Source organism: Thalassobacillus pellis (assembly GCF_016908295.1).
GTDB classification, from domain to species: domain Bacteria; phylum Bacillota; class Bacilli; order Bacillales; family Halobacillaceae; genus Thalassobacillus; species Thalassobacillus pellis.
The window spans coordinates 246,251-257,007 of record NZ_JAFBDO010000005.1 but is presented as its reverse complement, the minus strand read 5'-3'; the positions used below and the strand labels follow the sequence as shown (position 1 = coordinate 257,007).

At 44.1% G+C, this 10,757-nt stretch carries 13 protein-coding genes, 12 tRNA genes and 1 rRNA gene; 1 reads left to right on the top strand and 25 read right to left on the bottom strand.

The window, feature by feature from the left end; genetic code table 11:
- The 14 genes from JOC33_RS16350 to JOC33_RS16285 form a co-directional block, all read right to left on the bottom strand.
- Positions 1–65 (bottom strand): 16S ribosomal RNA (locus JOC33_RS16350); the annotation flags it as partial.
- A 113-nt stretch (positions 66–178) separates the two neighbouring features.
- Positions 179–255, bottom strand: a tRNA-Ile gene (locus JOC33_RS16345).
- A 22-nt stretch (positions 256–277) separates the two neighbouring features.
- Positions 278–351: transfer RNA gene (locus JOC33_RS16340), tRNA-Gly, on the bottom strand.
- Positions 352–381: 30 nt separating this feature from the next.
- A tRNA-Pro gene (locus tag JOC33_RS16335) sits at positions 382–458 on the bottom strand.
- A gap of 5 nt (positions 459–463) precedes the next feature.
- A tRNA-Arg gene (locus JOC33_RS16330) sits at positions 464–540 on the bottom strand.
- A gap of 62 nt (positions 541–602) precedes the next feature.
- Positions 603–687 (bottom strand) — tRNA-Leu (locus tag JOC33_RS16325).
- Positions 688–741: 54 nt separating this feature from the next.
- Positions 742–826 (bottom strand) — tRNA-Leu (locus JOC33_RS16320).
- Between the two features lie 6 nt (positions 827–832).
- Positions 833–908 (bottom strand) — tRNA-Lys (locus tag JOC33_RS16315).
- Positions 909–1,081: 173 nt separating this feature from the next.
- Positions 1,082–1,156 (bottom strand) — tRNA-Gln (locus JOC33_RS16310).
- A gap of 8 nt (positions 1,157–1,164) precedes the next feature.
- Positions 1,165–1,241, bottom strand: a tRNA-Asp gene (locus tag JOC33_RS16305).
- Between the two features lie 26 nt (positions 1,242–1,267).
- Positions 1,268–1,339 (bottom strand) — tRNA-Glu (locus JOC33_RS16300).
- A 10-nt stretch (positions 1,340–1,349) separates the two neighbouring features.
- Positions 1,350–1,440 (bottom strand) — tRNA-Ser (locus JOC33_RS16295).
- A gap of 1 nt (position 1,441) precedes the next feature.
- Positions 1,442–1,516 (bottom strand) — tRNA-Asn (locus JOC33_RS16290).
- Positions 1,517–1,745: 229 nt separating this feature from the next.
- Complete coding sequence (locus tag JOC33_RS16285; RefSeq protein ID WP_205093593.1) at positions 1,746–2,219, bottom strand: SprT family protein; 474 nt, start codon at positions 2,217–2,219, stop codon at positions 1,746–1,748.
- A 79-nt stretch (positions 2,220–2,298) separates the two neighbouring features.
- Between JOC33_RS16285 and cmpA the strand changes: the two genes are divergently transcribed.
- Positions 2,299–2,409, top strand: a complete 111-nt coding sequence (cmpA, locus tag JOC33_RS16280) for a cortex morphogenetic protein CmpA (RefSeq protein ID WP_205093592.1) — start codon at positions 2,299–2,301, stop codon at positions 2,407–2,409.
- A 44-nt stretch (positions 2,410–2,453) separates the two neighbouring features.
- Here the strand turns inward: cmpA and JOC33_RS16275 are convergent, their stop codons facing one another.
- The 11 genes from JOC33_RS16275 to JOC33_RS16225 form a co-directional block, all read right to left on the bottom strand.
- Positions 2,454–4,622, bottom strand: coding sequence for a Tex family protein (locus JOC33_RS16275; protein WP_205093591.1), 2,169 nt, complete (start codon positions 4,620–4,622; stop codon positions 2,454–2,456).
- A 174-nt stretch (positions 4,623–4,796) separates the two neighbouring features.
- Entirely contained in the window at positions 4,797–5,393 is a 597-nt protein-coding gene (locus tag JOC33_RS16270) for a PP2C family serine/threonine-protein phosphatase (protein WP_239534254.1), read from the bottom strand.
- Complete coding sequence (sigB, locus tag JOC33_RS16265) at positions 5,390–6,181, bottom strand: RNA polymerase sigma factor SigB (RefSeq protein WP_205093590.1); 792 nt, start codon at positions 6,179–6,181, stop codon at positions 5,390–5,392. Before sigB ends, JOC33_RS16270 begins: the two co-directional genes overlap by 4 nt.
- The gene (rsbW, locus tag JOC33_RS16260; protein WP_205093589.1) at positions 6,153–6,629 is read right to left on the bottom strand and encodes an anti-sigma B factor RsbW; all 477 of its coding nucleotides are present in this window, start codon (positions 6,627–6,629) and stop codon (positions 6,153–6,155) included. Before rsbW ends, sigB begins: the two co-directional genes overlap by 29 nt.
- Before the next feature lies 1 nt (position 6,630).
- Entirely contained in the window at positions 6,631–6,960 is a 330-nt protein-coding gene (locus tag JOC33_RS16255) for an STAS domain-containing protein (protein WP_205093588.1), read from the bottom strand.
- 68 nt (positions 6,961–7,028) lie between these two features.
- Complete coding sequence (locus JOC33_RS16250; protein WP_205093587.1) at positions 7,029–8,039, bottom strand: PP2C family protein-serine/threonine phosphatase; 1,011 nt, start codon at positions 8,037–8,039, stop codon at positions 7,029–7,031.
- 15 nt (positions 8,040–8,054) lie between these two features.
- Positions 8,055–8,456, bottom strand: a complete 402-nt coding sequence (locus JOC33_RS16245) for an anti-sigma regulatory factor (protein WP_205093586.1) — start codon at positions 8,454–8,456, stop codon at positions 8,055–8,057.
- 4 nt (positions 8,457–8,460) lie between these two features.
- Entirely contained in the window at positions 8,461–8,817 is a 357-nt protein-coding gene (locus JOC33_RS16240) for an STAS domain-containing protein (protein ID WP_008632953.1), read from the bottom strand.
- A 5-nt stretch (positions 8,818–8,822) separates the two neighbouring features.
- Positions 8,823–9,692 carry an RsbT co-antagonist protein RsbRA gene (locus tag JOC33_RS16235; RefSeq protein ID WP_205093584.1) on the bottom strand — a complete coding sequence of 290 codons (870 nt, stop codon included), beginning with the start codon at positions 9,690–9,692 and terminating at the stop codon, positions 8,823–8,825.
- A gap of 367 nt (positions 9,693–10,059) precedes the next feature.
- Positions 10,060–10,410: a type II toxin-antitoxin system PemK/MazF family toxin gene (locus tag JOC33_RS16230; RefSeq protein WP_205093583.1), complete on the bottom strand. Its 351-nt coding sequence runs from the start codon at positions 10,408–10,410 to the stop codon at positions 10,060–10,062.
- A 4-nt stretch (positions 10,411–10,414) separates the two neighbouring features.
- A complete protein-coding gene (locus JOC33_RS16225; protein WP_205093582.1) occupies positions 10,415–10,696 on the bottom strand; it encodes an antitoxin in 282 nt (93 codons plus the stop codon).
- Positions 10,697–10,757: the final 61 nt, after the last annotated feature.

The window sequence follows — 10,757 nt, the reverse complement described above, 5'->3', positions numbered from 1 at the left end:
TCGACTTGCATGTATTAGGCACGCCGCCAGCGTTCGTCCTGAGCCAGGATCAAACTCTCCATAAAAGTAAAGTTTGACTTGCTCATTGTGCACTCTTTCGTGCGTTGTTTGATTCCCTCATATAATGAAGAAATCGAATTGACGTACTGGTTGGTTCGTTCAGTTTTCAAAGATCAAATGGTGGGCCTGAGTGGACTTGAACCACCGACCTCACGCTTATCAGGCGTGCGCTCTGACCAACTGAGCTACAGGCCCCGATGTCATTCAAAGTACTAAATGGAGCGGGTGATGGGAATCGAACCCACATCATCAGCTTGGAAGGCTGAGGTTTTACCACTAAACTACACCCGCATATTAAAATGTGAATCTATCAAAAATCGATGGTCGGGAAGACAGGATTCGAACCTGCGACCCCTTGGTCCCAAACCAAGTGCTCTACCAAGCTGAGCTACTTCCCGTAACATGGCGCGCCCGAGAGGAGTCGAACCCCTAACCTTCTGATCCGTAGTCAGACGCTCTATCCAATTGAGCTACGGGCGCTTAATAAAGCGACATATTCTAATGTAACACATCAAAATCATCATGTCAATAACTTTTTTAAGTGCGGCCGAGAGGACTTGAACCTCCACGGGGTGAACCCCCACTAGGCCCTCAACCTAGCGCGTCTGCCGATTCCGCCACGACCGCATTATTAGTTGAAAACAAAATAAAATGCCGTGATAACCACAGCAAAGGTTAATATGGTGCGGGTGGAGGGAGTCGAACCCCCACGCCGTAAGGCACTAGATCCTAAGTCTAGCGTGTCTGCCAGTTCCACCACACCCGCAATTCATGGTGAGCCATGAAGGATTCGAACCTTCGACCCTCTGATTAAAAGTCAGATGCTCTACCAACTGAGCTAATGGCTCGTATTTATAATAAGTAATACAATCAAAATGAGCAAGGTGCTCGTCACGTTAATAGCCTATTCGGTGATGCCCGCGCTCCTCGCAAAGCCTGCTATGAAGTGACCTCTAGATGTTTTGCGGCTTCTCTACCAACTGAGCTAATGGCTCGTATTTATAATAAGTAACAATAAAAATGGCTGGGCCAGCTGGATTCGAACCAGCGCATGACGGAATCAAAATCCGCTGCCTTACCGCTTGGCTATGGCCCAAAGCGAAATGGCGGTCCGGACGGGACTCGAACCCGCGACCTCCTGCGTGACAGGCAGGCATTCTAACCAACTGAACTACCGGACCTACATTATGTAGCATGTAAAAAACAATGACCCGTACGGGATTCGAACCCGTGTTACCGCCGTGAAAGGGCGGTGTCTTAACCACTTGACCAACGGGCCATTATAATAATGGCGGAGAAGGAGGGATTTGAACCCTCGCGCCGCTTACGCGACCTACACCCTTAGCAGGGGCGCCTCTTCAGCCACTTGAGTACTTCTCCATGGCTCCACCGGTAGGATTCGAACCTACGACCAATCGGTTAACAGCCGATTGCTCTACCACTGAGCTACGGTGGAATAAAATAAAAATGACGATTCATAAAAAATCACTATACAAAATTTTATTGGTTCGTCGTGTTGCCGTTAAGTAACTCAGTGCTGCATTTCATGTTGTGAATAGTCTCTGTCGATCAACAGCGACGATAAATATATTATAACATTCAGCTTAGCTTGTCAAACCTTTTTTTCGAGAAAATATATGGTTTTATGCGCTTTTTTTTAAGGCTTATTTAATTTAACACGCTCTTTACTTTTCGTCAATCGTTTCTCGAGACTTTTTTAAATTTCCTCTGCATTTCCCGCAGCGGTAGCGTTTTGTGTCGATTCTTCTGACTCTTCGGTAAACTTGCCCACACTTTACACACGTGTATATATGCTTTCTTTTAGCAGCTTGGGATGGAAGTTGGGAACAGTACCTTGGTGATCCTGTTCTTTTCAACAGCTCCCTGAATGCTCTATCGCGATGCTTGTATCCTTTCCCTTCTATATGCAAATGATAATGACATAGTTCGTGTTTGATTATTCCGATGAATTCATCTTCTCCCGCTTCTTGTAAATACTTAGGATTAATTTCAATGGTTCGCTTTGAAGGAATGTACCTTCCACCCGTAGTTCGCAGCCGATTGTTGAAACAGACTTCATCGATGAATGGCTTGCCGAAGTATTCCTGAGACAGCTTTTCTGTTAATTTTTTCAATTGCTGTTTGTCCATTTGGTCCATTTCTGTCACACCACCTATGTCAATTGCATATTCTATCCTAGCAGCTTTTTATTTTTACACCAAGGAGGTAATTATCATTATGCCTGGCTGGTTAAAAAAACAAATGGCCAATGCCTTTTATACAAAGGATAAATACCAAATCAAAATGCTGAACCAATGCTGGTTCTTTTATAAAAGGGAATATAAATGAGAGATACCAGAAGACATTATGAACTGGTATCTCCCTTTCTTTGATTATTTGGATTGCATCGACAAGGCAATCCGTTGTTTATCGACATCCACTCTTTCAACCCATACGGTTACAACGTCACCGACGGATACAATGTCCATCGGATGTTTGACGAATTTGTCGGAGAGTTTCGAAATATGGACAAGCCCATCCTGCTTGACACCGATATCCACGAATGCTCCGAAGTCGACGACATTCCTGACTGTGCCTTCTAGCTCCATTCCCTCTTCCAAGTCCTCCATGGCTAAAACGTTTTTCTTCAGTAATGGCTTTGGAAGGTCATCACGAAGGTCACGTCCAGGCTGGCTCAAAGCCTTAATAATATCCTCGAGGGTTGGTACGCCCAAGTCTAGTTCAGCAGATACCTCTTCCAAATTCAATTCTTTTAATTTTTCTTTCAGCTGGTCTGTTCCAAGATCATTTTCTGTACAGTCCACCATATTCAGGAGCTGGCGGGCAGCCTTATAGCTTTCCGGATGTATTGGCGTACGGTCGAAAGGCTCTCCTCCGTCCACCACTCGCAAAAACCCAATACTTTGCTCGTATGTTTTTGCACCAAGACGAGGAATATCTTTCAATTGTTTACGATTGGTGAACTTGCCAAGTTCTTCACGCTTTTTAACTACATTATTAGCAACAGTTTTGCTTAAGCCGGATACATATTGCAACAGCGACCCGGAAGCTGTATTGACATTTACGCCTACTTGGTTGACTGCCGTTTCTACAACGAACGTTAAGGAATCTTTCAGTTTTTTCTGGGAAACATCATGCTGGTATTGACCCACACCAATGGACTGGGGATCGATTTTGACCAGCTCTGCCAATGGATCCTGTACCCGCCGCGCAATGGATACAGCACTCCGTTCTTCAACCTTCAGGTCCGGAAATTCCTCACGGGCAAGCTTGGAGGCAGAATAGACGCTTGCCCCTGCTTCATTAACGATCATGTAGGCGATATCCAGGTTATGTTTTTGAATCAGGTCAGCAATGAATTGCTCTGTTTCCCTGGAGGCTGTTCCGTTACCGATGGCGATCAGTTCGATCGGGTATTTTTTCAAAAGCGCCAGTACAATTTTTTCCGAACCGGCAATATCACTTTTGGGCGGAGTTGGATACATAAGAGAAATATCCTGGACTTTCCCTGTTTCATCGATGACACTGAGTTTACAGCCTGTCCGGTAAGCCGGGTCCACGCCAAGGACGGTCTTCCCTTTCAATGGCGGCTGAAGTAACAGGCTGCGCAGATTCTGGGAAAATACATCAATCGCCTGTTCTTCTGCCTTTTCAGACAGGGAGTTCCGGATTTCCCGTTCAATGGATGGCTGGATTAGTCGTTTGTAGCTGTCTTCTATTGCACTTTCAAGGAAAGTCCTTAATTCTTGCCCTGTGCTGTTGCGGATGACTTTTCTCTGAAGATAGGTAAGGATTTTTTCTTCTGGCGAGTTGACGCCAACCTTCAAAACCCCTTCCTTTTCTCCGCGGTTTAATGCAAGCACTCTGTGGGAAGCGATGTTACGTACAGGCTCCTGATATTCATAATACATTTCATAAACGCCTTTTTCGTCCTTGTCGGCTTCTTTTGCTGTTGATTCAATCGTACCCGCCTGGATAGTCTTTGAACGGATGTTTTCCCTGAATTCAGGCTCATCAGACACCAATTCGGCTATAATGTCATTCACCCCTGCCAGCACGTCGTCAACTGTATGTAATTCCTTTTCTTCGGATATATAATCAGCAGCTTCCCGGGCCAAATCCAAAGGCTTCTGTGCCCACACTTTTACTGCAAGAGGTTCCAGCCCTTTTTCTTTGGCAACTGTTGCCCTGGTCCGCCTTTTTTGTTTATATGGACGGTATAAATCTTCTACTCTTTGCAGTTGTTCCGCCCTTTCAATATCCTGGTGCAACTCTGGAGTAAGTTTGCCCTGCTCATCAATCAGGCGGATGACCTCTTCTTTTCGCTGGGCAAGGTTCTGTGCGTACGTCCATTTCTCCTGGATCGTCTTGATTTGGACTTCATCCAGCCCACCGGTCATTTCCTTCCGGTAGCGGGCGATAAATGGTACCGTGTTGCCTTCATCGAGCATTCCGATGACTTGCTTGACCGACTTCTCTGAAATCTGGGTTTCCTTTGTAACCAGTTTTATCAATGCTTGCTCTTTATTATTTTCACTCAAAACGTGTGTCCTCCTCCAAACTGTACATGCTTTCTATTTTAACAAATGAATGCCTGATTTCCTATATGGAGAGAGACTCAAGGATCTCCAGAAGACTCTTGAAAGGAAAGGGTCTATCTGCTGTCAGCTTAAACTTAAAAAGGACCTTATCCCTTCTGACAAGATAAGATCCTTCTAATCGTATTTCATGGCTATTAAAGTTGTATCGTCATCCCTTGCCCCGCCATTTTCTATATCATACTGCTCAATAATGCGGCGGACGTCGAAATCATGAAACAGCTTCAGTGACAGCTGACGCTCGTTCACTCCATCAGAAAACATAATGAAAACCAGTCCTGGTTCAAGCTTTCCATGTACGACCCGAAGCTTTCTCGGATAACCAGAAAGATAACCGGCCAAAGGAATGTTCCGTTTCTTCTTCCCTTCGCTGGTTACCGTCATAATCCCTATATTGCCAATGGAAGAATAGGAGTATGTGTTGGAAGAAAAGTCAATTTTCAAAATACCTAACACTACCCCGCGTTTACTGAGCAACGCTTCGTTACATTTTTTAATCAGACTTTCGATATCAAGATCCGGGAATTCTTCAATGATATCCATCACTGCCTGGGAGGAGATCTTGGCAAGCTCTCCGCTTCCAAGTCCATCAGCTAATGCACATACGAATGATTTATCCGTTTCTTTGTAGTAATAACTGTCCCCGCAGTAGTAGTTCCCTTTTTTCGGCTTCTGATAAACAGAGATTTGCAGACGGTCATTGCTTTCACTCAATAGAAGGCCTCCGAAGATTCGGATTGCAGGGCTTCCCTGAGCTTTCTTAAAGCACGTCGCTGCAGTCGGGATACATGCATTTGTGATATACCGAGACGCTCACCCGTATCCTTTTGGCTAAGGTTCTCAAAATACGTACATTGAAGGATTTCCTGCTCCCGTTCGGATAGGATAGGCAATACCTTCTCCAGGAGCATCTGCTGGTCGATATGCTCGTATCCAGACTCCTGATTACCTATCAGGTCAAGAATGGTCACTGTGCTGCCGTCTGAATCTGCTTCGATTTTACGATCGACAGATAGCGCTTTGTAGCTTTTACCCATTTCCATCGTTTCCAGAACATCCTCTTCGGAGACTTCCAGGTATTCTGCTATCTCCAATACGGAAGGCGACCGTTGTAAATCAGTAGTTAATTCCTCGGCCGCTTTTTTTATCTTAGGACCAAGTTCTTTGATACGTCTTGGGACATGGACGCTCCAAGTTTTATCGCGGATGAAACGCTTGATTTCTCCAATAATGGTGGGTATTGCAAATGATTCAAAAGATTTACCGAAGGAAGGGTCATATCTGCGGATTGCCGCCAATAACCCGAGCATTCCCACCTGGGCAAGATCTTCATGGATAGAACTGTTCTTGGAATATTTCCTTGCTATCGATTCTACCAGGTCCTTATAGGTCAATACTATCTTTTCCTGGATTTCCTCATCTCTCGGGTTTTCCTGGAGATAGGCAATCCATTCGTATACTTCATCTTCGCCTTTATTGTGTTGTTGAGACCTGGTCGCCATCTTGACCCACCTCATTTTCGTGAAGGTATTTCGTCATCAGAACAATGACGCCGTATTTACTATTGATTTCCACCTTATCCATCAAGGCATCAATCAAGAATAAACCGAAACCTCCTTCACGCAAGTCTTCGATAGCATCATTTTGTTGATAAGGACCGATATCTTTTTTAATTTTGGAAAGGTCAAAACTACCACCATGATCAGCAACCATCACTTCCAGGCGGTCTTCGTATACACCAAACCCAATGGTTATTTCGCCTTCGTCTGATTCCAGGTAAGCGTGCTTGACAGCATTGGTGATCGCTTCAGAGATCGCCACTTTCAAATCTTCAATGTCTTCATATGAGAAGCCCATACGGTTCGCGATGCCTGATGTGCTCAACCGGACGACACCTACATACTCCGCTTTCGCCGGCACTTTCACTTCAATAAAATCAAAAGGTTCCATCTTAAATTCCACCTTGTACTGTAGAGTCAATATTCATGATTTCGGTCAACCCAGTGATTTTGAACAAGCGGTGCACACGCTCCTGCATATGTACCAGCTTCAATTCTGAACCGTGTTCCTTCGTGGATTTCAATGCACTGATGAAGACACCGAGACCAGTACTGTCCATATAGTTGACGTTCTGAAGGTCAACTTCGATCGTCTGACCTTCTTCTTTGGTCAGCGGAAGCAGATTCTCCTTCAGTTTAGGGGCAGTAAACGCGTCGATCTCCCCTGATAAAGCCACGATCGATTTATGCTCTTTATTGGTAACATCAATTGTTAAGTTCATTTGTTCAACCTCCTAAGTAATTCCTCATAAAGGGTTATCAAGGGAGGTTTACCCATTAGGCAAACAAGTTAAACCTCTCTTCTTATGACAATTAATGTAAAATCGTCTCTCAATTGAAAGTCCTGAAGTTTTTCGAAATGCTTATAAACTTGTTCGACCATTTGCTGGGCAGGCAGATGCATATGTTTTTCAAGGATTTCCAAAACTTCCTCCGGCTCAATGAACCTGTCCCCCTGACGGCACTCCGTTACTCCGTCGGTAAGCATGATAATCATGTCGCCTGGTTCCACGGTTTGTACATATTGCCGGTATTCCGCGTCTGGCGTAACTCCCAGTACTAAACCTGGGGCATCAAGTTCTGAAAACTTCTCATCCTTATGGTGATAATAAAATCCAGGCTCGTGGCCAGCTGATGAATAATAAAACTTATGGTCATCTGAATTATAAAGGCCATAGAACATCGTGATGAACATACTCGAATCCACGTTACGTTCCACCACTCGGTTCAGACTCTCTAAGATGACACTAGGTTCCATACGCTTATGAGGAAAACTATCCATCGAATATTTGATCATGGACATACATAGCGCAGCTGGAACTCCTTTTCCGATTACATCAGCGACTGCAATTCCTAGAGAACCTTCCTGGTCTTGGACAAAATGATGGTAATCCCCATTCATTTGTTTGGCAGGGACACTGATTGCCCCGATATCGATTCCGTCAAAGTCAGGTTTGACTGTAGAGAGCAGCGTTTTCTGCATATTGGCAGCAACCGATAGCTCTGATTTCAATTCGAGCTGTTTTTCCCTTAAAGCTTGATGCTCTTGGTAGGCCAGTCCATAAGAAATCATCGTTTCCAATAAGAAGTTCATGGAAGCTTGAATATCCGAAGGCATTTCAGGGTAAATTTCCTGTAAAGCCTGAACATGGATATTGATAATTTCTTCTGGGGATATATTATGCTGCATCGAATGTTTACTGAATTGCTCTGCTTGATACAAGGCTTGTTCATCTTTTGTGCGGATATATTCTTTAAGCAGTTCCTTATAATTTTCAAGGTCAAGCTTCAGGGTACTCATAGCTAATTACCTCCTTTAGCGGAGCCATTTGACAACTTTAATTTCCGTTCCTTGTCCTTGTTCCGATACTATATCAAACTCATCCATCAGCCGTTTGACGCCGGGCAGTCCTGCTCCAAGCCCCCCAGAGGTGGAAAAACCATCCTCCATCACCTGGCTGAGCTCTTCAATTCCTGGTCCGTCATCAATTGCGATGATGCTTAATCCTCGTTTATTCATGTCTTCAATTGCTTCAAAACATACTTTACCGTCTCCGGCATATAAATATATATTTCTTGCTAATTCAGAAATGGCTGTAGCGATCCTAGCCTGGTCCACGGTGCCAAAGCCAATTTTCTTGGCGATGTCACGTCCGAGCTGGCGGGCGCCAACGATATCCCATTCTTTTTTAATATTGACACAGGATTGGAAGTCCATTCGCCTATTCCTCCAATTCCTGTCGAAGTTTGATCAACCCTTGTTCTAAGTCTAATGCAGTCGGCACGTCCTGAAGATGGATGCCAAGGTCAATCAAAGTCATGGCCACGGCAGGCTGGATACCTGTCAGCACTACTTTAGCCCCCATCAAGTCAGACATCGTCACCACGTCTCCAAGAACCTTTGCGATGAATGAGTCAATGATATCGACAGAAGTCAGGTCGATTACTACACCGGTTGCACCGCTTTCGTGGATTTTACTGAGTAGATCTTCCTGGAATTGGATGGCTGTCTGATCATCCAAATCTATTTGGATGGAAATTAATAAGTAATTATGAAGCTTCAATATAGGAATTCTCACAGCCTTCACTCCCTATCTAGTGTGTCGATTAGTTTTTCAATGTTATTATCGTTAGAGTCCGTTTCTACTACAGTGCGATTCGTCAATTCAAGTGCTGACTGGAACCCTTTGCGCAGCGAGCTCTTCGTCGGAAACTTTGTCAAGTCGATACCCAGGTTGACAATCGTCTGAGCAATTTCCGGACGGATCCCTACGAGAATGCATGTCGAACCGATCAAGCGCACAGCTTCCGCTGCCTGGATGATATGATGCGCAACCATTGTATCTACAACCGGCACACCAGTGATATCAATAAGCACCACTTCAGCATTATGCTTAATAACACCGTCAAGCAGATTCTCCATAATCAGCTTTGCCCTTTCCGTATCAATCGTTCCTATCAGCGGCATGACCGTTATGTTTTCCATGACAGGAATGAGCGGTGCAGAAAGCTCCTGCAGTGCCACTCTTTGCAAAGACACAATGTGCTCCCAACTTCCGGAATATTCATTTACAAGCCTGTTAATGACAGGATCTACCCAGTCATCGACTTTCTTCATGACTTTAGAAAGATACTCTGAATCCACTTTTTCTGACTGGGTGAGGATGAAGTCTATGGTCACCCTGCGGAAAACCTGCATCCCATCAGTAAGGTAACTTAACGGCCAGCCGAGGTTGATGAGCCGTTCAGAAAAGTCATCCAACTCTGATGTCAACCCTTGTTTCTCAATGCTTGTGAAAATGACATTCACGAATTCCCGGTTTGTGCTATCGAAAAGTTCATTTGAGATAGTGGAAGTATAATCCTGATTTTTCTTGCTCTGCACTTCTTCGAGCCACATTCTTACAATATCATTGCTGTTTTCGAGAACAATGTCTTTCAATTTCGTATCCATCTTCCAAACCTCCGCCTATTCCCCAATTTATCTTTTAATAAATATTTTCACATGAAACATGTCAGCAAGCAACTGAAACCTCTTTTTCACAAATGATATGTAATAATTTTCCACCCTCTAAATTAGGGGGTAACAGCAAATCATAAATAAATTCTATATTATAAATACATGGATTGATTTATTTTAACATAAATGACAGGCATTTTTAATTATCACGTAAAATTACCACTAAAAGGAACTTAAGCCGCTTCTCGCCGCGACACCTTTTGTCACAGAAAGAATCGGCTTTGTCCGAATAAGTGCAAGCGCCTCGTTCCCCTCCGAATTTTCAGGACAATAAAAAAACCGCTCATGATGAGCAGCTTCTTTAAAACGCTATCAACCCAAGACTGATTTGCAATGCTTCATCCACACGCTTCATCATCGTCTCGTCCAATTGAGTGATTTTATCGGTCAATCTTTGTTTGTCGATCGTTCTGATTTGTTCCAGCAAAATGACTGAATCTCTTTCAAAACCGTACTTTGCAGCATTAATTTCTACGTGAGTCGGGAGTTTAGCTTTTTGTATTTGCGCTGTGATGGCAGCCACGATGACCGTCGGGCTAAAACGATTACCGATATCGTTCTGGAGAATAAGTACAGGGCGGACGCCGCCTTGTTCAGACCCCACCACCGGGGATAGATCAGCGAAATATACGTCGCCTCGTTTGACTATCAAAGCGTCACACCCCGCTCACAAGGCGCTCTAGGGTGGTCTCCGCCTCCTCTTCAGCCTGGAAAGCTTCTGAAGCAATATTTAAATTGATTTTAGCCATTTCCATGTAACCGTTCCTCATGGACTCTCTTATATGACGTTTCTTCTTTTCACGCAAATACATTTTAGTCGCTTGATACATGAAATCGCTCCAATCTCCATTTTCATGTTGAACAACCCCGTCGACTTCATTCAAAATGTACCTTGGGAGTTTGATTGTGATTTCTTGCAAATTGTCAGACAAGACCATGCACCTCCACCATCCGCTTTAAACTGGCCAGACAATTATTCCATCTTCATATTACCATTCT

What these genes read in the sequence shown, in the direction of transcription:
- JOC33_RS16255 (WP_205093588.1), bottom strand. Translation starts at nt 6,960, where the DNA reads ATGAACTTAACAATTGATGTTACCAATAAAGAGCATAAATCGATCGTG.
- JOC33_RS16285 (WP_205093593.1), bottom strand. Translation starts at nt 2,219, where the DNA reads ATGGACCAAATGGACAAACAGCAATTGAAAAAATTAACAGAAAAGCTG.
- rsbW (WP_205093589.1), bottom strand. Translation starts at nt 6,629, where the DNA reads ATGGAACCTTTTGATTTTATTGAAGTGAAAGTGCCGGCGAAAGCGGAG.
- JOC33_RS16225 (WP_205093582.1), bottom strand. Translation starts at nt 10,696, where the DNA reads ATGGTCTTGTCTGACAATTTGCAAGAAATCACAATCAAACTCCCAAGG.
- JOC33_RS16250 (WP_205093587.1), bottom strand. Translation starts at nt 8,039, where the DNA reads ATGAGTACCCTGAAGCTTGACCTTGAAAATTATAAGGAACTGCTTAAA.
- JOC33_RS16245 (WP_205093586.1), bottom strand. Translation starts at nt 8,456, where the DNA reads ATGGACTTCCAATCCTGTGTCAATATTAAAAAAGAATGGGATATCGTT.
- cmpA (WP_205093592.1), top strand. Translation starts at nt 2,299, where the DNA reads ATGCCTGGCTGGTTAAAAAAACAAATGGCCAATGCCTTTTATACAAAG.
- sigB (WP_205093590.1), bottom strand. Translation starts at nt 6,181, where the DNA reads ATGGCGACCAGGTCTCAACAACACAATAAAGGCGAAGATGAAGTATAC.
- JOC33_RS16235 (WP_205093584.1), bottom strand. Translation starts at nt 9,692, where the DNA reads ATGGATACGAAATTGAAAGACATTGTTCTCGAAAACAGCAATGATATT.